This window comes from Methylocystis sp. WRRC1 (genome assembly GCF_020733155.1).
In the GTDB taxonomy this organism is placed as follows: Bacteria; Pseudomonadota; Alphaproteobacteria; order Rhizobiales; family Beijerinckiaceae; genus Methylocystis.
Window position 1 is genome coordinate 963,248 of the sequence record NZ_JAJFZJ010000001.1, and the last position, 24,993, is coordinate 988,240.

Annotated in this window: 27 protein-coding genes; 6 read left to right on the forward strand and 21 right to left on the reverse strand. The window is 62.4% G+C overall.

Annotation, left to right across the window (positions count from 1 at the left end; genetic code table 11):
• Positions 1 to 12: 12 nt before the first annotated feature.
• The 7 genes from LG047_RS04820 to LG047_RS04850 all read right to left on the reverse strand — a co-directional run bounded on the left by LG047_RS04820 (position 13) and on the right by LG047_RS04850 (position 5,970).
• Positions 13 to 1,041: a flagellar motor switch protein FliG gene (locus tag LG047_RS04820; RefSeq protein WP_227965750.1), complete on the reverse strand. Its 1,029-nt coding sequence runs from the start codon at positions 1,039 to 1,041 to the stop codon at positions 13 to 15.
• 19 nt (positions 1,042 to 1,060) lie between these two features.
• Positions 1,061 to 1,369 carry a flagellar motor switch protein FliN gene (gene fliN, locus LG047_RS04825; protein ID WP_051134498.1) on the reverse strand — a complete coding sequence of 103 codons (309 nt, stop codon included), beginning with the start codon at positions 1,367 to 1,369 and terminating at the stop codon, positions 1,061 to 1,063.
• A gap of 105 nt (positions 1,370 to 1,474) precedes the next feature.
• Positions 1,475 to 2,419, reverse strand: coding sequence for a FliM/FliN family flagellar motor switch protein (locus LG047_RS04830; protein WP_227965751.1), 945 nt, complete (start codon positions 2,417 to 2,419; stop codon positions 1,475 to 1,477).
• A complete protein-coding gene (gene motA, locus LG047_RS04835; RefSeq protein WP_036282725.1) occupies positions 2,416 to 3,291 on the reverse strand; it encodes a flagellar motor stator protein MotA in 876 nt (291 codons plus the stop codon). Before motA ends, LG047_RS04830 begins: the two co-directional genes overlap by 4 nt.
• 78 nt (positions 3,292 to 3,369) lie before the next feature.
• A complete protein-coding gene (locus LG047_RS04840) occupies positions 3,370 to 3,840 on the reverse strand; it encodes a transglycosylase SLT domain-containing protein (protein ID WP_227965752.1) in 471 nt (156 codons plus the stop codon).
• Between the two features lie 37 nt (positions 3,841 to 3,877).
• Positions 3,878 to 5,191, reverse strand: coding sequence for a hypothetical protein (locus LG047_RS04845; RefSeq protein WP_227965753.1), 1,314 nt, complete (start codon positions 5,189 to 5,191; stop codon positions 3,878 to 3,880).
• The gene (locus tag LG047_RS04850; protein ID WP_227965754.1) at positions 5,188 to 5,970 is read right to left on the reverse strand and encodes a hypothetical protein; all 783 of its coding nucleotides are present in this window, start codon (positions 5,968 to 5,970) and stop codon (positions 5,188 to 5,190) included. The genes LG047_RS04845 and LG047_RS04850 overlap by 4 nt, the downstream gene beginning before the upstream one ends.
• Here LG047_RS04850 and LG047_RS04855 point away from each other — a divergent pair.
• Complete coding sequence (locus LG047_RS04855) at positions 5,950 to 6,336, forward strand: hypothetical protein (protein WP_227965755.1); 387 nt, start codon at positions 5,950 to 5,952, stop codon at positions 6,334 to 6,336. The genes LG047_RS04850 and LG047_RS04855 overlap by 21 nt on opposite strands.
• 8 nt (positions 6,337 to 6,344) lie before the next feature.
• Here LG047_RS04855 and LG047_RS04860 read toward each other — a convergent pair whose 3' ends face one another.
• From LG047_RS04860 to LG047_RS04915, 12 genes are all read right to left on the reverse strand, one after another.
• Positions 6,345 to 7,400 carry a flagellar motor protein MotB gene (locus LG047_RS04860; RefSeq protein ID WP_227965756.1) on the reverse strand — a complete coding sequence of 352 codons (1,056 nt, stop codon included), beginning with the start codon at positions 7,398 to 7,400 and terminating at the stop codon, positions 6,345 to 6,347.
• Positions 7,397 to 8,011 (reverse strand): hypothetical protein, encoded by a 615-nt coding sequence (locus LG047_RS04865; protein WP_227965757.1) that lies wholly within the window; start codon positions 8,009 to 8,011, stop codon positions 7,397 to 7,399. Before LG047_RS04865 ends, LG047_RS04860 begins: the two co-directional genes overlap by 4 nt.
• Before the next feature lie 35 nt (positions 8,012 to 8,046).
• Positions 8,047 to 9,744 carry a flagellar basal-body MS-ring/collar protein FliF gene (fliF, locus tag LG047_RS04870; protein WP_227965758.1) on the reverse strand — a complete coding sequence of 566 codons (1,698 nt, stop codon included), beginning with the start codon at positions 9,742 to 9,744 and terminating at the stop codon, positions 8,047 to 8,049.
• Positions 9,745 to 9,903: 159 nt separating this feature from the next.
• Positions 9,904 to 10,791, reverse strand: coding sequence for a flagellin (locus LG047_RS04875; protein WP_227965759.1), 888 nt, complete (start codon positions 10,789 to 10,791; stop codon positions 9,904 to 9,906).
• 390 nt (positions 10,792 to 11,181) lie between these two features.
• A complete protein-coding gene (locus LG047_RS04880) occupies positions 11,182 to 11,691 on the reverse strand; it encodes a YchJ family protein (RefSeq protein ID WP_036282737.1) in 510 nt (169 codons plus the stop codon).
• Between the two features lie 193 nt (positions 11,692 to 11,884).
• A complete protein-coding gene (locus LG047_RS04885; protein ID WP_370634996.1) occupies positions 11,885 to 12,121 on the reverse strand; it encodes a formate dehydrogenase subunit delta in 237 nt (78 codons plus the stop codon).
• 22 nt (positions 12,122 to 12,143) lie between these two features.
• The gene (locus LG047_RS04890) at positions 12,144 to 12,398 is read right to left on the reverse strand and encodes a formate dehydrogenase subunit delta (protein WP_227965760.1); all 255 of its coding nucleotides are present in this window, start codon (positions 12,396 to 12,398) and stop codon (positions 12,144 to 12,146) included.
• The gene (fdhD, locus tag LG047_RS04895; protein WP_227965761.1) at positions 12,388 to 13,215 is read right to left on the reverse strand and encodes a formate dehydrogenase accessory sulfurtransferase FdhD; all 828 of its coding nucleotides are present in this window, start codon (positions 13,213 to 13,215) and stop codon (positions 12,388 to 12,390) included. The genes LG047_RS04890 and fdhD overlap by 11 nt, the downstream gene beginning before the upstream one ends.
• On the reverse strand, positions 13,212 to 16,091 hold the full coding sequence (gene fdhF, locus LG047_RS04900) for a formate dehydrogenase subunit alpha (protein ID WP_036282742.1): 2,880 nt from the start codon (positions 16,089 to 16,091) through the stop codon (positions 13,212 to 13,214). The genes fdhD and fdhF overlap by 4 nt, the downstream gene beginning before the upstream one ends.
• An 11-nt stretch (positions 16,092 to 16,102) precedes the next feature.
• Positions 16,103 to 17,656 carry an NADH-quinone oxidoreductase subunit NuoF gene (locus LG047_RS04905; protein WP_036282743.1) on the reverse strand — a complete coding sequence of 518 codons (1,554 nt, stop codon included), beginning with the start codon at positions 17,654 to 17,656 and terminating at the stop codon, positions 16,103 to 16,105.
• Positions 17,656 to 18,129: a formate dehydrogenase subunit gamma gene (locus tag LG047_RS04910; RefSeq protein ID WP_036287625.1), complete on the reverse strand. Its 474-nt coding sequence runs from the start codon at positions 18,127 to 18,129 to the stop codon at positions 17,656 to 17,658. Before LG047_RS04910 ends, LG047_RS04905 begins: the two co-directional genes overlap by 1 nt.
• A gap of 127 nt (positions 18,130 to 18,256) precedes the next feature.
• Positions 18,257 to 19,156: a LysR family transcriptional regulator gene (locus LG047_RS04915; RefSeq protein WP_036287627.1), complete on the reverse strand. Its 900-nt coding sequence runs from the start codon at positions 19,154 to 19,156 to the stop codon at positions 18,257 to 18,259.
• A 336-nt stretch (positions 19,157 to 19,492) separates the two neighbouring features.
• Between LG047_RS04915 and LG047_RS04920 the strand changes: the two genes are divergently transcribed.
• The 5 genes from LG047_RS04920 to LG047_RS04940 are packed head-to-tail and all read left to right on the forward strand — an operon-like array spanning position 19,493 to position 23,753.
• On the forward strand, positions 19,493 to 21,085 hold the full coding sequence (locus LG047_RS04920) for a D-alanyl-D-alanine carboxypeptidase family protein (RefSeq protein WP_227965762.1): 1,593 nt from the start codon (positions 19,493 to 19,495) through the stop codon (positions 21,083 to 21,085).
• A complete protein-coding gene (locus LG047_RS04925) occupies positions 21,082 to 22,284 on the forward strand; it encodes a GTP-binding protein (RefSeq protein WP_051134115.1) in 1,203 nt (400 codons plus the stop codon). Before LG047_RS04920 ends, LG047_RS04925 begins: the two co-directional genes overlap by 4 nt.
• The gene (locus LG047_RS04930; protein WP_227965763.1) at positions 22,281 to 23,045 is read left to right on the forward strand and encodes a ComF family protein; all 765 of its coding nucleotides are present in this window, start codon (positions 22,281 to 22,283) and stop codon (positions 23,043 to 23,045) included. The genes LG047_RS04925 and LG047_RS04930 overlap by 4 nt, the downstream gene beginning before the upstream one ends.
• Positions 23,046 to 23,088: 43 nt before the next feature.
• Positions 23,089 to 23,358 (forward strand): glutaredoxin 3, encoded by a 270-nt coding sequence (gene grxC, locus LG047_RS04935; RefSeq protein WP_227965764.1) that lies wholly within the window; start codon positions 23,089 to 23,091, stop codon positions 23,356 to 23,358.
• The gene (locus LG047_RS04940; protein ID WP_227965765.1) at positions 23,355 to 23,753 is read left to right on the forward strand and encodes a DUF1178 family protein; all 399 of its coding nucleotides are present in this window, start codon (positions 23,355 to 23,357) and stop codon (positions 23,751 to 23,753) included. The genes grxC and LG047_RS04940 overlap by 4 nt, the downstream gene beginning before the upstream one ends.
• Before the next feature lie 53 nt (positions 23,754 to 23,806).
• On the opposite strand, the gene LG047_RS04945 is transcribed toward LG047_RS04940, so the two are convergent.
• Entirely contained in the window at positions 23,807 to 24,400 is a 594-nt protein-coding gene (locus tag LG047_RS04945) for a DUF1254 domain-containing protein (protein ID WP_227965766.1), read from the reverse strand.
• Complete coding sequence (locus tag LG047_RS04950; RefSeq protein ID WP_036282753.1) at positions 24,397 to 24,987, reverse strand: DUF1214 domain-containing protein; 591 nt, start codon at positions 24,985 to 24,987, stop codon at positions 24,397 to 24,399. The genes LG047_RS04945 and LG047_RS04950 overlap by 4 nt, the downstream gene beginning before the upstream one ends.
• Between the last annotated feature and the right edge of the window lie 6 nt (positions 24,988 to 24,993).

Genomic DNA, 24,993 nt, shown 5'->3' on the forward strand with positions numbered 1-24,993 from the left:
TGCGGCTCCCTTCTATTCGGGTTGATCAGGCGCGCTTCCGGACTTTGGAATTTCGATCGCTCCCTGATCGGCGAGCCGAAGCACCGTGTCGGCGATTTGCCGCTGGGCTGCTGCAATTTCGCGTTTGGGCGGCGACGCGTCGGTTGAAAGCTCCGCTTCCACCATTCGTCGCGTGCGCGTCGACAAGCACGGAAGAACCGAATCGCGCACTCCTGCATCCGCGCCGCGCAGCGCGAGAATGACCCTGTCCGTCGGCAATTGATCGAAAACAATCGTGCGAGCACGTTGTCCGAGTTTGACGATGTCTTCGAAAGAGAAGATCAGCGATTTCAATTGCGCCGCGATCAAGGGTTCACTTTCGCTTATTCCTTCCAGGATTTCGTCGACCTGATCACGCTCCAGCTGATTGATGATGCCAGCCACGCGCGCATTCAACTCTGCGGAAGATGGCGCATTTGACGTAGCGAACAGATCATCCTGCAACGTGGTTTCCACGACTCGCAAAACGGATTCGGCGATGGGTTTCGAGACGAGCATGCGCCGCATCACCTTGGCGCGGATCGGGCCGGGAATTTGAGCAAGCAAGCGCGCCGCGTAAGCAGGGTCAACTTTCGTAATGACAATCGCAATGACCTGCGGATGCTCATTGACGAGATAATCGGCGAGGGTCTTTTCCGGGAGCGAGCAAACACGACGCCAGAAGAACTGGTTCGAGCTCCCGCGCACGTCGGACATGATATCGGCAACCTGCTCCTCGGATATCACGCCGGTCAACAGATTTTCTGCCTGAGCCGCGTTACCGACAAGATCCACCCCGCCGTGCGAGATTTCGTCGATAAGGGCGCTGTAGATCTCCTCCAGCGCCGTAGCCGGAACGGCGCCGAGGCCTGCGGCGAGTCGCGCAATTTCCCGCAATTCATCGTGATCGAAATATTTCAGAATACGCTGCGAAGCCTCGCGATCGAGCGCAAGCAACACTGCTGCGACTTTCTCCGCGCCGTCGAGAGACCGGCTCTGCTCCTGCGCAACAAGAGTCGTCATGACGCCTTCGGCCGCTATATCAGTTGAGCTGCTCGTTCTGGGGCTCGCAGATCTCTGTCAAGGACACGCCAAACCGGGCTCCATCCTCCTCGACAACTACAACCTCGCCGCGCGCAATCGTTCTTCCGTTGACGACAATGTCGACGGGATCGCCGACGCGATGGTCGAGCGGAATAACGGCGCCACGCCCGAGTTTCAAAAGACTCGACACCGGCAAGGTCGCAGATCCAACCACGACCTGTACTACGACAGGAATGCGCAGGATCGAGTCGATCCGACGCAACTGGCTCTTATCCGTGTCGACTGGCGGCGCGCCTGAACCGAGCATCGCTTCGTCCGGAAGCCGCGCCCCCTCGGACTCGAAACTTTCTGTTCCCATGTCAATATTGCTCATATTCGTTCCCTCAATTTTTGCCTTGCCCGTCTGATCGTCTCATACGCCGAGAATGTTTTCGATGAAGGATTGCCGCTCATCGGAAAAATCTTCGAGGCGAACCGTGTAATGGCCATCCTTCTGGCCAAGCGTGCACCAGAAAAGCGTTCGCCCTTCCGACTCGATGCGTATCGGGCTTGTGGGAGCGATCGGAAGCCGCAACACATCCCCTACTTCAAGGTTTGCAATATCTTCAAGAGTAAAGCCGCGCGCTTCGATCTTTACGTTGACCGCTACCTCGGTCCGAACGATGTTGTCGTAAAGGTTTTCCGACCATCGCTCGTCACGCGCGACACCCTCGGCGCCCGGGAACCGCGACAAGGCTGTGCGGTAGGGATCAAGCGCCGCCCGAGGTAAAACTATCGCGACAAGTCCTTCGTGTTCGAGAGACTTCAGCCTGAAGCGACAAGCTATTGCCACCGCGCCTCTTTGTCCTACTGCGCCGTAGCCTGCTTCTGAGGCCAGCATGTCCTGCTCGAATTGCACCTCCGCTACGGGCGCGAGCGCCGCAGCCAATCTATTCAGTAATCTGTTCACCGCAAAGTTGACAAGCCCTGTTTCAACTCGGGAGGCAGCACGATCAGCTTTGTCCGAACGTTCAACAACGCCGGAACCAAGAAGCATTTCAACCGCCATATCACGAAATCCACTATCGACGGCGACGGCAAATTTCGCGCTCAGGCCATTCGCGTCATACACCAGGATTGTCGAGAGCCCCTCGCAATGTTGCTGAAGATCGCCGACACGCTTTGCGTCGAGATCTTCGAGGGACAATGCGACCGGAATATTCGTGAACTCTTCCAGAGCTCGCGTGAAGTTCGCAGCCGTCTCCTCGAATATCAGGGTCAGCGCCGGCATCCGATCGAGCGAGGCTTCGCCGATCGATATCAGCGGTTCGTCCCCACCTGGCCTCGCGCCCTCACCCTGTTGCAGATTCAGCGTCATGCCGCCTCCGCGCTCGGACCGCCGCCCGAAAGTGTTTCATTTTCGACTTCGTCGATCGTAGGACGTTCATGCGAAGGGATCGACTTGCGCCCATGCTCGATCGCCACCTGCGGAAGCGCGCCATTCATGAAAGCCAGCAAGGTCTGTTTTATGATAAGATATACATGACATTCCTTGCTGCGTGCGACCTTCACCTTGTAGGCTAGCGGCGTCATGATGCCGTATGAAACGAAAATCCCGGCAAATGTCCCAACCATCGCCGCGCCAATCAGACCCCCGAGCAGTTCCGGGGACTGATCGAGTGCGCCCATCGCCTTGATGACGCCGAGCACCGCAGCGACAATTCCGAGCGCCGGGAGACCGTCGCCGATTGCCGTCAGCGCGTGATAGGGCTTGAGCTTGTCGTGCTTGATCTCCGCCATCTCCTCATCCATCAGACTCTCGATTTCAAACGTCTTCACGTTTCCGATGATGTAAAGACGGCAATAATCGCAGATGAATGTCGTGATCTCGGTGTTCTTGAGGACATTCGGAAACGCCGTGAACAAGGGGGATTCCGAGGGCTGATCAATATGCACTTCAACTTCGTTGCGCGCCTTGCTGCGCAATTCCCGCATCAATGCGTGCAAGAGCCCGAGAATATCCAGATAGTCACGGCGCTTCGGGGTCTTTTCCAACACAGCCTGCACAACCGCCTTACCCGTATCCTTAATAACCTTGACGGGATTGGCGACGATAAACGTGCCGAGCGCGGAGCCCATAATGATGACGAATTCCCATGGCTGCCACAAGACGATCAGATGGCCGCCGAGAGCCGCGAAGCCGCCAAGCATGCAGCCCATGGTAACGATCAAACCGATAATGAAGCTCATTTCATGTTGTCCGAAGCGTCGACCTGGCAAGCTCTGGATAAGCAATGGGACTTGCCCGAGGCTGAAGCCAGGCTAATGTCAGCGCCTACAGAAGGCGGACGACTCCGAGGTCCAGGCCCCAAAGCCGCTCGACACCATGTTTCGGATCACAGCGCAAACATAGCTTCGCTGTGCGGGCGCATTCCCTGGACCGGCGTGATATCGCGCCACCGCCGCTGTCCAGGATCCCTCGGATGCATGCAGGTCCTTCAGGAAATGGGCGGCATAATCGACGTTTCGCCGCGGATTGAACATCTCCTCGACCGAACGGAATTTTCGGCCGTGAAAGTGATGGTTGATTTGCATGCATCCGATGTCGATCAGCTTCACCCCTCTTTGCCGAGCCCCGTCGAAGGTCGCGAGCGCCTCAACCAGGCCAGCATTGAAAGAAGGGCGGCCCGCGATGTTCATCGCATAAGCATTCAGCGCCCCTCGCTGTCCGGTCTCGGTAAGCGCTACGGCGTAGAGAACCGATACGGGAACGCCATTCTCGCGTGACGCGCGGATCATTTCCGCTTCACACACATTTTCGCCAGCGAAGGCTTCGCTAAATGAAGACACCCCGCACGCCGCTAGGCGGATGATTAGTAGCGCCAATCGCTCGCGTCGTATCTTCTTGCCTTGGCGTAGCATGTCGTCGTCTCGATCTGTCACCATCTGCGAAACTGCGCTCCCCGGACTGAAACCCCTGTGACGGTGGATGCGAGGCGTCCTGACCACGCATTTGCCCCGAGTCTGGCTGCGCCGCGGGAACGATACGAATGTCGAACGCGTCGACGGCGTACCCGGTCACGCCGATTGCTGTTGCAATTTTACCTTTGATGTCGTGAAGAATTGAAAGAGTGTCGGACGTCTGCACCTCGATCTCGATTTCAACTCGAGCCTGCATCATGCGCATCTTGACGGAGATCGAGCCCAGCGAAGCTGGGTCCAATTCGAATTTCAGTATTTTCAACGGGCCGCGATCATCCGTCAGAGCCGAATACCCGGGAGCCCCCCCGGGCGCCTCGATCGTTGGCGCAGCGATTTCTCCCGCCATGATCATCACAGTCTGCCCGATTGCGATCGGCAGGTGATTTTCCAACGTGCTGACGTGCATGAGCGCCTGCGTATTTATCGACCCAAGTGAGTCTGGCGTCGACGTTTGCACGAACCCGGCTGAACTTTCGGACTGGCGCGGCGCTTCGTCTCCGCCCATAGTCAATATTTGATCGCTCGCCGCCGCCGCTTCTTCCCGACTGAGCACAAGTTGTTGTCCGAAAGGCTTTTCTGCCTTTTCGATCCTGGAAGCAGAGGCGTAACCCGGTCCGCCCTTCGTGGGCGAGATTTCTGCCTCCAATGCCGATCCGTATTCCCTTCGTACCATCCCGCCAAGATCGGAACTTCTGAGTAGCGGATCTACCGTCGCCGTCATTCCGTCCCGATCGCCGATCGGCCCCGACCATGTGCCGACCGGCGAATGCCCGGGTAACGCGCCCTGCGTTCCGATCAATTGTTGGAGCATCATTTGCCGAGAGCTTGCGGTTGCATCGGATTCAACCAGCCTCGCACTCTGTTGTTTGGCAGCGCAGATGCTGAATTCGGCGGCAGCGAAGATCTGCGCCATGCCGATTCCAGTATTGGACATCGACGCCCCGGTTGCAGCGGCATCGCCGACGAGGGAATCATCGGCCTTGGATTTTACATTATCGGGCGCGTTTCGATTCTTCTCGGTCGAAGAGATCGCCTTCATTGCATCGACGAAAGCGCTTGAGGGCTGCTCCTGGTCATTTTCGCCTCGCTCGAAATGGTCGGTGTCATGACTTCTCGCAAGGCGCGAAGATGAAGGACAGATGAGGATTTCACGCGCCCCAAAATTCATTGCGCTGTCTTCCGTTTCAGCAATTCGTCGCTCTTCTCCAGCGCCACGCGCGCGCTCGCAATGATCGGCGGTTCTTCATTCGCAGTGACTTCTGGCGCCGCGGCGCTCGCGCCTATTGCATGCCGGTCAGTCTCCGCCGGCTTTTCAAGTCGTGCGAGAACACCGCTTGCGATCTTGAGCATTTCAGAATCCTCGCGGGTCAGCGCACTCAGATCAGTATCTTGCAAGTTGGATGCGCTCGAAGCATCGCCTTTTGACAGCGATTTCACGATATTTCGATATGTTGCGATTCGCTTATGCGCTTGTGGGTTATCGGCAGCCTGCTCAGCCTTGTCGAGTTTGCTCGCGGCTTCGCCCAGACGGCCGTTTAGAATGGCGCGGCGGGAAAGCAACAGATAAATATCGAGGCGCTGATCAGTCGAAGCCTTTTCGATGGCGCCTTCGAATTTGGCGAGCAGTTCCGCATCCGCGTTTATCGAAGGGCTGAAGACAATCGATCGTAACTCCGTCCAGAAATTCTGCGCATAGGGCGACGCCGTATATTTTGCAACATACCGATTTACGAGCGCGCTCACCTTGTCGGCGTCCGTTTCCGGATCGACTGCCCTGATTTCACGACGCAGGGCCGCCTCTTCCACGAGAGACGCGGGCATAAGCAGGCGCGCTAAGTCCAGCAATGCTGTAGCCCGGGCGTTGTCGGAGCCGATCACGGAGCCGCCCTGCACAAGCGCGAGATGTCCACCGAGTATCGGAGGAAAATGGCGTGCGTCGAAATCCATCAATTTGGCGGCGGCTTCGTCCTGCCCTTCCGCGTAACGCAGAGCCGCTTCCAGCAATGGCGACAACTCGTCGGAAACGAATTTGGCGTCGAATATTTCCCGCAGATTTGTCGGCGCTCCGCCACACAACAGATAGATTGCCGCGGCGCGGACATTTTTTTCTTCCGTCCATGTCTCTGGCTCGAGGGTCATGATCGTACGCTCGATGAGATCGAACTGGCGCGCAACATTCTCGCGCGCCTTTTCGTCACCCATCACCATTCGATTCTGCATCCCGTTAAGGTCGCGCACCATGTCTGGGAATTCGACGGCGTGTACGCCGTGACTGAATATCACAACGCCGGCCGCAACAAACGTGCGCAGTAGGCGCCCTCTCATTGGCCGTCTCCTCGCAGCAGTATCTCGATGCGACGATTGACGGGCGCGAGCGGATCCTTTGGCGTCTTCAGGTGACGGTCGGCCATGCCGACGATCTTTCCGACGCGGGCGGGCGGCAGTCCGCCGCGAATGAGCATATAGTTGACAACGGTCGCGCGATCGGATGACAGGCGCCAGTTATCGTAGCTCTTGCTTGTATACGAACGACCGTCTGTATGGCCGCGCAACTCGATCTCGCCGGTCTTTTTGGCCAGAACCTTTCCGATCTGCCCGATGATACGGACCAACTGCGGCTTGGGTTCAATGGATCCAACTTCGAACATCGAGAAATTCGCGTCATCGGTCAGCGTGATCAATACGCCCTCGTCGACCTGCTTGACTTCCGTCTTCGGCGCAGCGTGCGCGCCACGCGCTTCCTGATTGACGATCTTTTCGAGTTCCGCTTGCAGCGCAGCCGCGCTCGCTTTCGCTTTTTCGCCCTGTTCAGCCGGCGTGACGCCTGGCGCGTGGCTGTCTTTTTTTGGCGACTCGACCTTGTTTTCCTCTTGAGCGCTTTTCGCCGCGCCTTGTGGCGGAGATGCGCTCTTCGCCACGCGATCGAAAGGATCGCGGGGCGTCATTGCGCCGACTTTCGGCGACGACTCCGCGCCATCGGCGGTAGTCGGAGGCGGTTCACGTTTTGCTATTTCGTCCAAGGTTTTTATGGGATCCTTGTGCAGCGCAGAATCCTTGTCCTTGGACTCCGTTTCTTGCGTCGTCTTTACATCGTCCGCTTTCTGAAGGCTCTTGCCTTGTCCTGTCTGCTTGGGATCGCGCATGCCCTTATGTGCGGGATTTGAATCGATCAGTTGAACGGGGTTGAAGTATTGGACAATAACCGCTTTGGTTTCCTTCGATGTGGAATTGATCAGCCACATCACCAGAAAAAACGCCATCATCGCCGTCATGAAATCGGCAAAGGCAAGTTTCCAGACGCCGCCGTGATGATCTTCGTCGCCATCGCCGCGCTTTTTCCGGATGATTATCGGCGAGCCGTTATGGCCTTCACTCATCGCTTTTCGCCCCGCTCTCTCAATAGAAGGTTCATCCAGTCGCTCAGAGAGGTTTCGACGGTCGTCGACGCGAATGTCACACGCGCATCTACTTCATCGCTCTCGTGACAGCTGATTGCGACGGGCTCGGAGGCGAGGGCGCTTTCTATCTTCTCGAGCAAATCCCTGGGACCGCGAATTTCCATGGCCGACGCGCCGTCATTGGCAAGTCCCGTGCGCAACGCCGCAATCAGATCTTCCGTCACCCGCCCCGTCACCTCGCACGCGACGAAAGGCGAAATGATGCGCGCGACATCCGAGCGCAGCTCTTCAAAGGCGGTGTCCAGCGCCTGCGCCAGCCGAGCGCTCAGCGCCGCGCCCTGCTCAGTCGCCCATCTTTCGCGTTCATCGCGCAGGCGCGCCTCGAATTCAGCGCGCTGGGCGTCGAGCGCGGCTTCCTGTCTTGCCTGAAATTCGGCGATGATTGCTTCGCGATCTACCTGCGGCTCGGGTTCGGGCTCGGGCTCGGGCGCTACAGGCTCCGGCGCCTCGAACAAGCTCTCCATCGCGGGGGCGCGATCCTCTTCCTCGTCGAGCGTCATCGCCGTCGGCGGCGCGTCGAAACGCGTCAAATAAGCGGAGACGTCGTGGATTATGGCTCCGGGTCTTACGATCGCATCCATTGTTTCAAGACCGCTGCTGCTTGTGCTTCGTCATTCTGGATGAGTTCTTCGAGCTTGCGCCGCGCAATGTCCTGCCGGCGTTCGCTGATATCTTCGAGGAGCGTCGGACCGGACATCGCGATTGCGCCGCCGGGCGTAGCTCCCGCCAGCCCCGGTATGCCGTCGAAGGTCGGCGCCTCGAAAGTCGGCGATTCGAAGCTCTGGTCACCCATGCCGATCAGCGGCGGAGGTTCGGTGCGCTCCGTGCTCGACTCGGCGAGCAAAGCGCGACGCGCCGGAGCCAGGCCGAAGATCACGACGAGGGCGGCAATGCCGAGCGCCGCGATCATGTTCAGAATGGAGCCGAGATGGCTGCCGAGCATGGCGACGAAACCGGGGCTTTCCACCGGAGTCATCTCATGCTCGTTGAACATGAAGTCGACAGCCGTCACCTTCAGCGCGTCGCCCCGCTCCTTTTTCAGTCCAGCGGCGGACGAGATAAGCTGCTCGATTTCCTTCAGCTGGCGATCGATCGCCTCCTGCTTCGGCGGCTCCTTGTTCGGCTCGGCGAAGGCGGAGCGATTGATGAGAACCGCGACGGAGAGATGCTCGATATTATAGCCGCCGCTGACGGTCGTGACCGTCTTCGACGACATCTCGTAGTTTGTCAGCTCCTCGTTTTTCTTGTTCTCGTCATTGGACTGCTTGCCGTCGGCGTTGTTGACGCCGTTTTGCGGAATGTTGTTCGTGACGGTCGTCGCGGCGGCGCTGCTGCTGTCCTGAGAACGCGAGCTTTCCTTCACCGTGCGCACGGAACGCTCGACCTTGGAGTCGGGATCATAGATGGTTTCGTTGATCTGCTTGCGGTCCGTGTTGACTCGCGCGCGGACCGTCACCTGGAAATTCGGCAGACGCAGATAGGGCGTGAGCGTGCGACGGATATTATCCTGAATGTCCTTCTGAATGTTCTTTTCGAGCGTCAGCGTCTTGACGGGCACCGCATCGGTCGCGTCGCCGTCGGATGACGAAAGAATCATGCCGTCGGTATTGAGTACCGTGACCTGATCGACATTCATACCAGGCAAAGACGAGGCGACGAGATGTCGGATCGCCTGCGCCGCGCTGGTGTCGTCCGGCCCTTCGGTGCGGATGATCACGGAGGCGGAAGGCGGCTGCTTCGCGCGGCGGAACGAACCCTCGTCCGGCATCACAATATGCACGCGCGCCGCCTTTACGCCGCGGATCAGCTGAATGGTGCGCGCGAGTTCGCCTTCCAGCGCGCGCACGCGCGTCACCTCCTGCATGAAGGAGGTCAGTCCCAGCGCGCCCACCTTGTCGAAGAGCTCATAGCCGGCGTTGGCGCTTTGCGGGAGCCCACGCTCGGCGAGCAGCATGCGCGCCTGAGCAGTCTGGCCGTAGGGTACCGAGACGGCGTTGCCTTCGGTATTTATGTCGAAGGGAATGCCGGTCGATTTCAGCACCGAGCCGATGCGGCTGACATCTTCGCGGTCCAGCCCTGCATAAAGGACTTCGAACGTCGGGCGCGAAAGATAATAGGCTGAAATCGATACGATCGCGACGACGAGCGCGAATGTGAGTCCGAGCGCCGCGAGCTTCCTCGTTCCCAGCGCCTTGAGATTATCCAGAAGTAGCGTGATGCGGTCCATGGCGAAGGCTTGATTCCTTTCTGCCTCGTTCAACATCACACTCCTCGCGCGGCCTTGCGCGAGAGTTGCCCCGGCCCGCAAATTCGCCGCGTAAATCCTTTATTAACAATGGTTAACGCGCGTTAACTATTTACTTCTCAAAACAACCGGGGCCGAGCTGATAAAGGCCCGGCCCCGGAAGTCACGCGACGAGACTTACTGGAACAGCTTCAGGATCATCTGCGCATTCTGGTTGGCGATCGACAGCGACTGCACGCCGAGCTGCTGCTGGGTCTGCAGCGCCTGCAGGCGCGTCGAAGCCTCATTCATGTCGGCGTCCACAAGCGAGGACACGCCGGTCGTCAGCGCATCCTTCATCGTGTCGATGAATTCGTTCTGCTGCGACACGCGCGCAACCGTCGCGCCGATTTCAGCCGCATAGGTCGTCAGATCGGCGATCGCCTTGTCGGCGTTGGACAGTGTGTCCGCGATCGTCGCCGCGGCTAGATCAGCGGCGGTGAGGCCGGTGAAGTCGGTCGCCGCGGTCGAGCCGGTCGCCTGAGCCGCCTCCAGAATGCCGGTGCCGCCGGTATTGATGAGGTCAGTGACGGTGAGGTCGATCGTGCCGACCACCGACGCCGCCGTGCCGCCGCCGTTATTGTAGGAGGCGATGAAGCTCACCGGGCTCGTGAGCGAACCGTCCGTGACGTTGAGACCCGTGAAGGTCGCAGAAGACACGACGCTCGAGAGCTGGCTGCCGAGTTGCTGAAGGCTCGTCAGGATCTTGGCCTGATCAGCGCCGGGCTGCTGCGCCTGCGCGACAGCGTTCTTGATGTCGTTCATGACCGAGATCGCGCTTTTCACGGCGGCGGTCGCGACATTGAGGACAGATTTGGCGCCGGAGAGCGAGTCGCTGATCGTCGAGAGCACGCCCTTGTCCGACTTCATCGACTCGGCGATCGCCCAGGTCGAGGCGTTCTCGGCGGCGGTCGAAATCTTGAGGCCGGTCGAGATCTCTTTCTGGGTCATGTTGAGAGCCGACTGCGTGTTGCGCAGCGACTGCAGGGCGGTAATGGCGGAGGGGTTAACAAGAATGCTAGCCATGGTCGTCGATCCCTTGTTGGATTGATTTCGAAGGGACATACCGGAGTTACACCGGCTCGACGGAATTTGGCGTCATGCCACGGGCTTTCTGGCCCGATCCGAAGTAATGATCGACAGTCGTTCGTGAAATTCAGTTTCAAACGACGTTGCCGACATCGCGACAATACAGCAACTCGCAGCGACGGGTAGTAAAAAGCCCCAACGCGCTTAATACCGGCTTAACGCGATTTCATACACGGCGCCGGATTGTTCCAAGGCCGTTTCTGCACTCGAATTACAGTCGATGAAAGCTCGCATCGCGAGGCGGCCGCGCCCGAGAGGCGGGGCGTCGTCAATAACCCTGCTGACGTCGATCCGGCGAAAATGGCTTCCGGCCGAATTGGCGGGAAATCAGGCGGCCGCTCCGCAGCACTTCTTGTATTTCTTGCCGGAGCCGCAGGGACAGGGGTCGTTGCGCCCGGGCTGAGCGCCCTTGACGATTGGCGCGTTCTTGCGATTAGCCTCTTCGAGAAAATACCAGCGGCCATCTTCCTTGCGGAAGAGCGAACGTTCCCGATGCGCGTGACGCTGCCCGTCGTTGACGAAATGCGCGACGAATTCGACGTAGCCCGTCTCATCCTCGGCGCCGCCCTGTTCGGTCGAGAGAATTTCGAGACCGAGCCATTGCGACGAACGGGACCAATGGGTGATCGCCTTGCGATCGAAGTCATCGCGCGTGCCCGGCGCCAGGGTCTCGACCAGATGGTCGATCTTGCCGAGCGCGAACGCCGTGTAACGCGAACGCATCAGGGCTTCCGCGGTCGGCGCGGGCTTGCCTTCCTCGATGTAGGGCGCGCAACATTCCGAATAGGATTTCGGATTCTCGTCCTTGGCGCGGCAGGGGCAGATCGCGTCGGTCATTGATCGCTCATTCTGATCGGGAATCGTGAGGCGGTGGCGTCGGCATACGGCCTAAAGGAGGATGCGTCGCGCGTCCATCGCTTCTCGCGCGCAAAAGATTCAAATGCCGGCGCGGAGCGGGTCCGATCGCACTCATTCGGCCCGTGTGGTACGCTGGACAATCACGAGGCGGAAACGCCCCCCGATACGTCGCTCAGCCGTCCTCTCCGCCATGACCGCAGCGCAAATCCGAGCCCGCCGTTCCCGACGGGTGAGACAGTCGCTTGACCGCCTCGAGTGCGACGGGATCAAGCCCCGCGCCGCCGTGATTGACATGGTCGATAATCGCCGCGCGCATGCGCGGATCCCAGAACTTCGTCAGATGGTCCGCCATGCTGGCGGCCGTGTCGTGCGTCTGTGCGCCGAAGAACTGACCAATCTGGTTGGCCATCTTAACAAGTTTGTCGACCGAATTATGCGACATGAGCTGAGACCTGTTCGAGAATATGTCCTGAATGGGCGAGGCGCTTGACCGCATCGATCGCAATCGGATCGAGCCCTGCGCCGCCGTGATCGACATGCTCGATAATCGCTGCGCGCATGCGCGGATCCCAGAACTTCGTCAGATGGTCCGCCATGCCGGCGGCCGTGTCATGAGCCTGCGCGCCGAAGAACTGACCGATCTGATTTGCCATTTTAACGAGTTTGTCGACCGAATTATGCGACATGAGCTGCAGCCTGTTCGAGAATGCGTCCTGGATGGGTGAAGATTTCGAAGTCGCGGCCGCGCATGACGGCGACGAGCGTGATACCGCATTTTTCGGCGTTGCGAACGGCTAGCGCGGTCGGCGCCGAGACGGCGGCGATGATCGGCGCGCCCATTCGGGCGGCCTTCTGAACGAGCTCCACGGAAACGCGGCTCGTCATCAGCACCACGCCCTGCGACGCTGCGATCGCCTGCCGGGCCAGGGCGCCGGCGAGTTTGTCGAGCGCATTGTGGCGGCCGACATCCTCACGCACGATCAGCGCGCCCGTGGCCGGGTTCCAGAAAGCTGCGGCGTGAACGGCGCGCGTCTCCTGATTGATCTTCTGCGCGGCAGGCAAACGGTCCATAGCCTCGATCAGCGCCTCCGCGTGGATCGTGAGCGCGTTGTCGATGACCGGAAGGCTTCGTGTGGCGGCCTCCAGGCTTTCGATGCCGCAAAGGCCGCAACCGGTGGGACCGGCCATAGAGCGGCGGCGCTCCGAATAGGCTTCCTGACGCCCGCCCTTGAGCCAGGCGCGGAGCTCCACGCCCGCTTCGGACGCGAGGATTTCTACCTCGCCCGCCTCTTCCGCGGTGTCGACCAGCCCTTCTGTCAAAGCGAAGCCGACCGCGAAATCTTCGAGGTCGGCCGGCGTTGCCATCATCACGGCATGTGTCGAGCCGCCATAGGTGAAGGCGATCGGGGTTTCCTCAGGGATGACCCGCGCCCCCCGCGCCGTCACATCGTGACGGCGCGCGAGGCATTCCACCCTCAGCGTCGGCGACGGCGTTTCGGTCATTCAGCCGCGTCGATTGCGGTCGCGATGCGCCGGCTCTGCTCCGACAGCTCGCGATACTTCTCCTGCCACTCGGTGGGGCCGTTGGAAGGCGAAATCTGAACGGCGGTCACCTTGTATTCGGGGCAGTTGGTGGCCCAGTCCGAATTGTCGGTGGTGACGACATTGGCCTGGGTCATCGGATGGTGGAAGGTCGTGTAAACGACGCCCGGCGCCACGCGATCGGTGATCTTGGCGCGCAGCGTGGTTTCGCCGGCCCGGCTCTGCACGCGCACCCAATCGCCGTCGCAAACGCCACGGTCCTCCGCGTCATGCGGATGGATCTCCAGAATGTCTTCCGGATGCCACTGGCTGTTCTCGGTGCGGCGCGTTTGCGCGCCCACGTTGTACTGCGACAGGATTCGGCCCGTGGTGAGCAGCAGCGGGAAGCGCGGCCCCACCTTCTCGTCCGTCGGGACATATTCGGTGATGACGAACTTGCCCTTGCCGCGCGCGAAGCCGTTGATGTGCATGATCGGCATACCTTCCGGCGCCGCATCGTTGCACGGCCACTGCACGGAGCCCTCGCGATCGAGCATCTCGTAAGAGACGTTGCGGAAGGACGGCGTGAGGCGCGCGATCTCGTCCATGATCTCGGACGGGTTCGCATAGTTCCAGTTCATGCCGAGCTTGTTGGCAAGGAGCTGGGTAACCTCCCAGTCGCCATAGCCGTTCTTCGGGCTCATCACCTTGCGAATGCGCTGGATGCGGCGTTCCGCATTTGTGAAGGTGCCGTCCTTTTCGAGGAAGGTCGCGCCCGGCAGGAAGACATGCGCGTAATTCGCCGTCTCCACAAGGAACAGGTCCTGCACGATCACGCATTCCATGTTGGCAAGAGCCGCCGAGACATGGCGCGTGTCGGGGTCGGACTGCAGAATGTCCTCGCCCTGCACGTAAAGGCCCTTGAACACGCCCTCGATCGCCGCGTCGAACATGTTGGGAATGCGCAGGCCCGGCTCATTGTCGAGCTTGACGCCCCAGTCCGCCTCGAAGACCGCGCGGGCCTTTTCGCCGGAAATGTGCTGGTAGCCCGGCAGCTCGTGCGGGAACGAGCCCATGTCGCAGGAGCCCTGGACATTGTTCTGACCACGCAGCGGGTTCACGCCGACGCCGCGGCGGCCAAGATTGCCGGTCGCCATGGCGAGATTGGCGATGCCCATGACGGTCGTCGAGCCCTGCGAATGCTCCGTCACGCCGAGGCCGTAGTAAATGGCCGCATTGCCGCCCGTGGCGTAGAGCCGCGCCGCGCCGCGGATGTCGGCGGCCGAAACGCCGAGAGTTGCTTCGAGCGCCTCCGGGCTGTTGCGGTCCTGGGCGACGAAGTCAGCCCACGCCTGGAACTCGTCCCAGTCGCAGCGCTCGCGCACGAAGGCTTCATTGACGAGGCCTTCCTTGACGATCACATGCGCCAGAGCCGTCACCATGGCGACATTCGTGCCGGGCTTCAGCGGCAGGTGGTAGTCCGCCTCGATATGGGGCGACCGCACGAGATCGATGCGGCGCGGATCGATGACGATCAGTCTGGCGCCTTCGCGCAGGCGCTTCTTCATGCGCGAACCGAACACCGGATGGGCGTCGGTCGGATTCGCGCCGATGACGAGGATGACGTCCGCCTCGTCGACCGAGTCGAAGTCCTGCGTGCCGGCGGAGGTTCCGAACGCCTGGTTGAGGCCATAGCCCGTCGGCGAGTGGCAGACGCGGGCGCAGGTGTCGACGTTGTTGTTGCCGAAGCCGGCGCGGACGAGCTTCTGAACGAGATAGGTCTCCTCGTTCGAGCAACGCGACGAGGTAATGGCCCCGACCGAATTGCGGCCGTATTTCTGCTGGACGGCCTTCAGGCGATCAGCAGCGAACGTCAGAGCCTCGTCCCAGGAAACGACGCGCCACGGCTCGTCGATCGACTCGCGGATCATCGGGTTCAGGATGCGATCGCCGTGATGGGCGTAGCCATAGGCGAAGCGGCCCTTGATGCAGCTGTGGCCGTGATTGGCCTTGCCGTCCTTCCAGGGCACCATGCGAACGATTTCCTCGCCGCGCATCTCGGCCTTGAAGGTGCAGCCGACGCCGCAATAGGCGCAGGTGGTGACTTCCGAGTGCTCCGGTTGGCCGATGGCGATGACGGATTTCTCGGTGAGCGTCGCGGTCGGGCAGGCCTGGACGCAGGCGCCGCAGGACACGCATTCCGACTCCATGAACGCTTCGTCCATGCCGGGGGACACGCGGCTGTCGAAACCGCGTCCGGAGATCGTGAGCGCGAAAGTGCCCTGCACTTCCTCGCAGGCGCGCACGCAGCGGTTACAGACGATGCACTTCGACGGGTCATAGGTGAAATATGGGTTCGACTCGTCCTTCGGCTTCCAGTCGAAGTTCACCTCGCCGTTGTTGCGGGCGAAAACGTGGTTGGCGCCGTCATAGCCATAGCGCACGTCGCGCAGGCCCACGGCGCCCGCCATGTCCTGCAGCTCGCAGTCGCCGTTGGCGGCGCAGGTGAGGCAGTCGAGCGGATGGTCCGAAATATAGAGCTCCATCACGCCGCGACGGATGGCGGCGAGACGCGGCGTCTGCGTCTTGACGGAGATGCCCGGCGCGACCGGCGTCGTGCAGGAGGCCGGCGTGCCGTTGCGGCCCTCGACCTCGATGACGCAAAGGCGGCAGGAGCCGAAAGCCTTGATGCTGTCGGTGGCGCAGAGCTTCGGGATCTCGGTCCCGATCTCCATCGCCGCGCGCATGATCGACGTCCCTTCGGGAACGGTGACGCTCTTACCGTCAATGGTCAGCGTGACCATCTTTTCGGATTTGGACTCGGGCGTTCCGTAATCGGTTTCCTTGATAAGCGTCATAGTCGGATACCTCACTCGGCAGCGGCTTCAAGGGCCGGCTTGTGGAAGTCCTCAGGGAAGTGACGAAGCGCGCTTTCAACCGGATAAGGAGCAAAGCCGCCCAGCGCGCAGAGCGAGCCAAACTTCATCGTGTGGCACAAGTCTTTCAACAATTCGATATTCGCTTCGACATTCTCGCCCTTGCGAATCTTGTCGATCGTCTCGACGCCGCGGGTCGAGCCGATGCGGCAGGGCGTGCACTTGCCGCAGCTTTCGATGGCGCAGAACTCCATGCCGAAGCGCGCCATCCAGGCCATATCTACCGTGTCGTCGAAGATCACGAGGCCGCCGTGGCCGATGAGGCTGTCCTTGGCCGCAAAAGCTTCATAGTCGAACGGCAGATCGAACAGCGAAACGGGCACATAGGCGCCGAGCGGCCCGCCGACCTGCACCGCGCGAACGGGACGGCCCGAGCGCGTGCCGCCGGCGATGTCGTTGACGATCTCGCCCAGGGGGATGCCGAAATCGGTCTCGAACAGGCCGCCATACTTCACATTACCGGCGATCTGCAGCGGCATGGTGCCACGCGAACGGCCGACGCCAAGATCCGCGTAGTGCTGAGCGCCCTTCTCGAGAATCATCGGCGTGGTCGCCATCGACAGGACGTTGTTTACAACCGTAGGCTTGCCGAAAAGCCCCTCATGCGCCGGCAGCGGCGGCTTGGCGCGGACGATGCCGCGCTTGCCCTCGAGGCTCTCGAGCAGCGAGGTCTCCTCGCCGCAGACATAGGCGCCCGCACCGATGCGCAGTTCGATGTCGAACTTGAAGCCGGAGCCGCGGACATTGTCGCCCAGCCAGCCGGCCTTGCGGGCGACGTCGATCGCCGCCTGGAAGACCTTCGCAGCCACCGGGTATTCCGAGCGCAGATAGACGTAGCCCTTGGTTCCGTTGATGGCGTAGCCGCAGATTATCATGCCTTCGATCAGCGAAAGCGGATCGCCTTCCATGATCATGCGGTCGGCGAAAGTGCCCGAGTCGCCCTCGTCGGCGTTGACCACGACATAGCGCTGGTCCGCCGGCGCGTCCGCCACCGTCTTCCATTTGATGCCGGTCGGGAAGCCGGCGCCACCGCGGCCCCGCAGGCCGGACTTGGCGACTTCCTCTATCGTCGCCGCCGGCCCGATCTGGAAGGCGCGCGCGAGACCCGCGCCGCCGCCATGAGCCTCATATTCCGCGATCGACAACGGGTCGATCACGCCGCAGCGCGCGAAGGTGATGCGGTTCTGGCGCTTCATCCATGGATGGTCGTCGACCTTGCCGATGTTCAGCGCATGGGCGCCGCCAGTCAGAAAGCCGGCGTCGAACAGCGAGCCGACGTCCTTGAGCGAAACCGGCCCGTAGCCTATGCGGCCTGCAGCCGTCTGGACCTCCACCAGGGGTTCGAGCCAGAGCATGCCGCGCGAGCCGTTCCTGACGATCTCGACGGACTCGCCGCGCGCGGCGGCTTCTTTTGCGATGGCGGCGGCGAGGCGATCGGCGCCCATCGCCACGGCGGCCATATCCAGCGGAATGTAGATCTTCGTCATCAGCCCTTGGCCTCCGCGACGATTTCATCGAGCTTCGCAGCGTCGACGCATCCGATCGGCTCACCGTCAAATAGCGCCGACGGGCTATGGGCGCACAGACCCAGGCAATAAACCGGCTCGACGGTCAGCGAGCCATCAGGCGTCGTCTGCCCCCATTCGAGCTTCAGCTTGGCCAGGAAATCCTTCGCCTGCTTCTCCGCGCCCATGGATTGGCACGATTCGGCGCGGCAGATCTTGAGCGTGTGACGCCCATGCGGCTCCCGATGGAAGTCGTGATAGAAGGTCACGACGCCATGCATTTCCGCGCGGGTGATGTTCAACGCCTCGGCCATTTCCCGGACGGCGGCCTCCGGCACGTGGCCGAATTCCGCCATTAACGCATGCAAAATGGGCAGGGCGGGCCCTTCGAGACCCATATGGGCCGCGATGATCTCCCGCGCCCGCTCGTCGCTATACGGAGCAGCGCCAGCCATTTCTTCCCTTCCCGTTCCGGGCGTTTCGCTATCGCGACCGCCGTTCTTTAGATTGTTTCCACGGACAGTGCCGGAATTTGCCGCTGCGATCAATACCGGACATTCGTTGCTCGATAGGGGTTGCCTATCAACTGTCCAAAACGCCGCTTTCGGCAAGGGTTTTGGCCTCCGCGACCAACGCCGCGACCAATGGAATCACGGGGTCGCGCTGCGGGGCGACAAGGCCGATTTCGTACACGGCTTCGGGCTCGACGATGGGGATCGAGCGCAGCGGCGCGGTCACGCCCAGCGTCTTGGCGAGCTTTTCCGGCAGCACGGTCGCCCAGCGGCCGGACTTTACGTGGTCGAAAAGCAGAATCACCGAATCCGACTCGAGAATCGGCGCAGCCTCTTCGCCCGCGCTCTGGATCAGGCGATCAATGATGCGCCGGTTCTGCATATCGGGCGTCAGCAGGCACAGGTCGATGCGGCCGACCTCGGCCCAGGTGACGCGCTCCCGGTCGCCCAGCGGATTGTCGGCGAAGGTCAGCAGGCGGTAGCGCTCCTGACACATTGGCACGGTGCGCACGCGGCCGAGCGGTTCGTTGTCAAGATAGGTGATTCCAGCGTCGATCTCGAGATTGTCGAGCATGGCCAGTACTTCCGCCGACGAGGCCGAAAACACGGTGAAGCTGACCCCCGGATGCTTTTCCCGATAGGGAGTCGTCAGGGTCGACACGATGCCGAGCGCCGTCGGAATGACGGCGATCTTGAGCTGGCCGGTGAGGCCCTCCTTCATGCTGCGCACGTCCTGCCGCATGGCCCGGGCGTCGCCGACGATTCGCTTGGCCCACTCCAGAACCCGCTCGCCTTCCGCCGTGAGGCCGTGGAAGCGCGAAGAGCGGTTGACGAGCAGCACGCCGAGAGAATCCTCGAGCTGTTTGATGCCCGCCGACAGCGTCGGCTGGGTGACGCCGCAAAGCTCCGCCGCGCGAGAGAAGCTCTTCTCGGCGGAGACGGAAATGAGAAATTCGAGTTTTTCGATCACTGTCAGCGTTCCGATGCCCGCGCGCGCCGCGGCCGCCGCGCAAAGTCTTTTGGGCCCGAGACACACTGCAAGGTCACGCCCGAGGGTCAGCGGCGCGCCCGCGCTTCTTGACGATACGCTGCGTGCGTCCAATAACACATTTGCGCGGAAATTGCGTGCAAATTTGCAGCAAAACGACAGAGTCGGCCCACTTATGGCAACGCTCGCAACAGGGCCGTTGTCATATAGAATGTGAGGCGCGGTCACAATTTACACATATTTAACCCATCTTCCGTGGGTCAATATGCTCCCGCGGCCGATGGGATAGACTGGCCAGACCCCGAGAGATATTTGCCAATGACGAAAATGAAGAGACTTCGTCGTTTCGGCGCGCTTGCGATATTCCTTGCAGCGGTCGTCACGGCCGGACGCGCCGGCGCCACCCCGTCGCTGGTCATCGACGTCGCCTCCGGACAGGTCCTGGAGCAGGATCAGGCCACCGCCTCGTGGTATCCGGCTTCGCTCACCAAGCTGATGACGGCCTATGTCGCGCTCGACGCCGTGCGCGCGGGCCGCATCTCGATGGACACGCCATTGATGATGTCGCCCCGCGCCTGCCGCATGGCGCCGTCGAAGATGGGCTTCCGGGCGGGTTCGGAAGTCACCCTGCACAATGCGCTCATCATGCTGATGGTGAAGTCGGCCAACGACATCGCCGTCGCCATCGCCGAAGGCGTGTCCGGATCGGTCGAGGCCTTCGCGGATGAGATGAACCGCGCTTCCGCCAATCTGGGCATGACCCAGTCGCAATGGGTCAACCCCAACGGCCTTCCCGACTCGCGGCAGGTCACCTCCGCCCGCGACCTCGCGATCCTGGGCCGCGCGCTTTACCTGCAATTTCCCGAATACGCCTATCTTTTCAACATCGGCGCCATGCAGATCGGCGGCAGGGTCCATCCGACCCACAACGGCCTGCTCGGCCGCTATCCCGGCGCCGACGGCATGAAGACGGGCTTCACCTGCCCCGCCGGATTCAATCTCGTGGCTTCCGCCACCCATGGCGGCCAGCGTCTCATCGCCGTCGTGCTGGGCGCCCCTTCCGCCGCCGCACGCACCGCGAAAGCCGCGGCGCTGCTCGACCGCGCCTTCCAGACCGGTTCGCCCATCGGCACGCTCGCCTCCCTTCCGAGCGTCGGCCCGACGGCCGCGCCCGACATGCGCGACAAGGTCTGCCGCAATCGCGGCGCGGCCACCGCCGAATTCATGGCGGAGGTCGAGGACATGTCGATTCCCGTCGGCTCCGCGCCGACAGGCATTCCGCTTCTCGACTCCATGGGCGCCGGCACGCAGCGCATCAGTGTGAGGGAAATCGCCCACTTGCCTCGCCCGCAGTTCACGCCGGTGCAGGTTTACGCCGGTCGGGCTCCGGGTTACGCCGGCCCGGTGGCGCGCGCCCGTGCGCCGGGGGCGCCGATCGGCGAGCAGCCCGATCTCGCCGCCTATGCGAACGACAGCCAGACGCCGGCCAATGGCGAGGCCTCGCCGATCAGCCGCGCCGCGCCCGACGCCACGTCGATGCGGCGGGGCAAGCATGGCAAGCGCCAGTCCGCGCGCGCCGTCGACGCGCCGGCCGAGAAGATCATCCAGGATCCCGCGAACGACAACGCGGCCGCTGAGGGCGTAGCCGAAAAGAGCAAGGCCAAGGGGTCGACCAAGGCCTCGACCGCGAAGACTCCAGCAAGGTCGAGCACGAAGACGGCCGCAAAGCCGGCTGCAGGCAAGCCTGCGGCGGACAAGAACGCCGCCGGTAATCCGGCCGCCCCGAAGGACAACGCCGCCAAACCGAAGACCGCCGGGAAGGCTGACGCGAAGCCCGCGGCCGCCAAGCCTTCGGCCGCAAAGACTGCCGCCACCAAGCCGAAACCGGCCGCGCAGGAAAAGACGCAGTGAGCGACGACCCGTCAGTTTTGGCGCGGCGGCCGCCGCCGCCTGTTCCCCTGACACTCCTAACCGGCTTTCTCGGCGCCGGAAAGACGACGCTTCTCAACCGGCTCCTCGCCTCGCCGGCCCTCGCCGACACGCTGGTTCTCATCAACGAGTTCGGCGAGATCGGCCTCGATCATCTCTTCATCGAGAAAGTCGAGGGCGACATGGTGCTGATGAGTTCGGGCTGCGTCTGCTGCACGATCCGCGGCGATCTGGTGAACACGCTGGAAGATCTGCTGCGCCGCCTCGACAACGGCCGCATCAAGCCCTTCCGCCGCGTGGTTCTGGAGACGACGGGCCTCGCCGATCCCGCGCCGATCCTGCACTCGATCATGTATCACCCCTATCTGATGCTGCGATACCGGCTCGACGGCGTCGTGACCGTCGTCGACGCCGTGAACGGCGAGGGGACGCTGGACGCGCATGAGGAGGCGGTGAAACAGGCCGCCGTCGCGGATCGTCTGGTCATCACCAAGACCGACCTTCCCGATGGCCGCGCGCGTTTCGAAAGTCTCGCCACGCGTCTGAAAGCGCTCAATCCCGGCGCAAGGCTGCTTATAGCCGCCGACGGGGAGGCGACGCCCGAGGCCCTGCTCGACTGCGGCCTCTATGATCCCGCGACCAAGACGCCGCGCGTGAAAGAGTGGCTGAACGCCGAGGCTGTGCAGGAAGCGCATGACCACAGGCACGATCACGGACATGATCACGATCACGGTCATCATCACGGCCATGACCACGGACGCCATCATCACGAGCGCCGCCAGATCGACGTCAACCGCCACGACGATCACATCCGCGCCTTCTGCCTCTCGGGCGACACGCCGCTGACGCCTGCCTCCTTTGACGTCTTCATCGATCTGCTGCGCCACACCCACGGGCCCAGGCTGCTGCGCGTCAAGGGGATCGTCGGTCTTTCGGACGATCCCTCGCGTCCGGTGGTGATCCATGGCGTGCAGCATGTCTTCCATCCGCCGCACCGGCTCGACGCCTGGCCGGACGAGGATCGCCGCACCCGGATCGTCTTCATCGTCAAGGATCTCGACGAGGGCTTCGTTCACGGTCTCTATGGCGCGCTGATCAACCGTCCGGCGATGGACCGGCCCGACGCCGAAGCGCTGACCAACAACCCGCTGGCGCCCGCGCCGGGCGGCCTTCTGGGATGACTGCGGCGCTCGGCGGCCTTCCCGATATGGCCCGCCGCGCCGGCGCCGCGCTGCTCGATCTCGTCTATCCGCCGTCCTGCCTCGTCTGTCGCAAGGCGGTGGCGCAGAATGGGGCGCTCTGCGCAGCCTGCTGGAGCGACATCGCCTTCATCGAGCGGCCGTTCTGCGAGCGGCTCGGCACGCCCTTCGAGCGCGATCTCAATCAGCCAGGCCTGATCTCGCCGGAGGCCGCCGCCAATCCGCCGGTTTTCCATCGCGCCCGTGCGGTTGCGCGCTATGACAGCGACAAGGCCCGCTCGCTCGCGCATTGGCTGAAATATTACGACAGGCTGGAGCTGGCCGGCCCCATGGGCCGCTGGATGGCGCGCGCGGGCGCCGACATTCTCTCCGACGCCGACGTTCTCGCGCCGATCCCGCTCCATCGGCTGCGGCTGATGGCTCGCCGTTTCAACCAGTCGGCGGCGCTGGCCAATGTCGTCTCGCGCGAATGCGGCGCGCCCGTCGAGACCATGGCGCTGCTGCGGGTCAAGCCGACAGCCCCACAGGTAGGGCTCTCCCGCGCCCAGCGCGCCGCCAATCTTTCCGGCGCCTTTCGCGTGGACCCCGAGCGCGCCGCCCTGCTGAAAGGCCAGAATGTCGTGCTCGTCGACGACGTCCTGACGACCGGCGCGACCGCCAACGCCGCCGCGCGCGCCCTGCTGAAGGCCGGCGCGGCGCGGGTTGATCTGCTGGTCTTCGCGCGGGCCGTGACAACGGGCTAAGTCCAAGCGTATAAGCAGCCGCAACCGAAAGCTCAGAATCGCAATGGCCCGCATCGAAATCTACACCACGCCGACCTGCCCCTATTGCATCGCGGCCAAGAAGCTGCTGACGCAAAAGGGCGCAGCCTTCGAGGAAATCTCCGTCGCCGGCGACCCCGAGGGGCGCCAGCGCATGGCCGTGCGCGCGGGGGGGCGCACGACGGTGCCACAAATCTTCATAGACGACAGGCACATCGGCGGCTGCGACGATCTATACTCGCTCGACAGTCAGGGCGGGCTCGATCCTCTGCTCGCGGGCGGAGTGGCGTCGTGATCCATTATTCGCTCATCTGCGACGACGGCCACAACTTCGACAGCTGGTTTCGCGACAGCGCCTCCTTCGAGTCGCAGGCCGGGAGCGGGCTCGTCTCCTGCCCCTTCTGCAACTCCACGAAGGTCACGCGCGGCGTGATGGCGCCGCATATCGCCCGCGGCCGCGAGGCCGAGGCGGAGAGGATGCGCGCGCTGATCAGCGAATTGCGCGAGAAAGTCATCGCCGGAACGGAAGACGTCGGCGACCGCTTCTCCGACGAGGCGCGCAAGATGGAGGACGGCGAGGTCGAGCGCCGCGCCATCCGCGGCCGCGCGACCTTCGAGGAAGCGAAGGCGTTGCTCGAAGAGGGCATCGAAATTCTGCCGATCCCCGGTCTGCCGACCGAAGGCAACTGATCGGGGCCGCGCGCGTCATTTCCTGTCGCCGCATTCGCGCAAGATAACAGGCGTCACTCTTTCGGCAGTTCGAAGCTTTCGCACCGAATCGAACCCAGCCGGTTGCGCGCGCGCTCCTGATCGGACGCGCGCTTCGCGAAGGAGCGCGCCAGCACGAAGCCGCGCTTCGTCGGCGCGGTGAGACGCACCTCCTGCGGCGGCGCGTCCTCGTCGTCATTGGCCTCCAAAGCCTCGATCTGCCGCGCGTCGCCGATCACGATGTCGATCTTGCCCTTGATCGCGGAGCGGTCGGTGATCGCGTGATAGATGCGCCCGGCGCCAGCGTGGAAAGACAACGCGAGAAAATCCTCGCCATCCGCCGGCGCGCTGACCCGAATTGGGCCTTTGGCGAGATCATAGACGCAGACGCCTTCGGCGAAGGCGGGATCCTCGAAAGGCAGAACCTCCGAGCCCGGCGCCATGGGCGGCAGGAGCACGAGCCCGTTGTGGGCTTCGCCGGCGTTGGCTGCCTCGGCGAGACGCGCAAAGGCGTCACGCGGCGCGACCGTCGGCATCAGCAGCACGGAAACGATATGCACGATTCCCGCGATGAGCAGCGTCGCGATCGCCCAGGGAATGAGATCGAGATAGCGATCAGGAATGTTCATGCGCAACGCAGTTTCGTGATTTTGGGAAAAGATGCGGGATCGGGCCGCGCGTCGACGTCGAGCGACGTGTCGTAGAGGCGCAGCATGATGACGAAATTGCGCGTCTCGCCCGGCGACAGCCAGTTTCCCGGCTGCGCCGCGCGCGAAACAGCGATGTCGAAAGCGCCGCCCTCGCGACGCAGCACATCGACGGAGGAGAAGACATAACGCCCGGTCGGATTGGCGAGAAGCGCGCCGCCGGGGCTCGCGAGCCCGATGGTCCAGAATCGGGCGGCCGGCAGCGGATCGACGATCTGATAATCGCATGCGCCGTCGAGCGGGGCGCCGCTCGAATCCGTCTGGGCGACGAAGGCGAGGCCCTGGTCGCGTCCCAGCGGCGCCTCGCCGGACCTTGCGACCACGGCGCGCGCGTAGGGATCGATCTCCGAGCCGCCGACCGCCGGCCAGGCGGTCCACGGCCCGGCGCGCAGCGGGTTGAAGCCGTAGCCCGAATTCAGCGACAGTATCGTGGCGAGCAGCCCGAGGAGAAGCCCGGCGATCATCGCCGAGGCCGCGCGCAGATATTTGGCGTAGGGTCTCGTCGCCACCTTGTC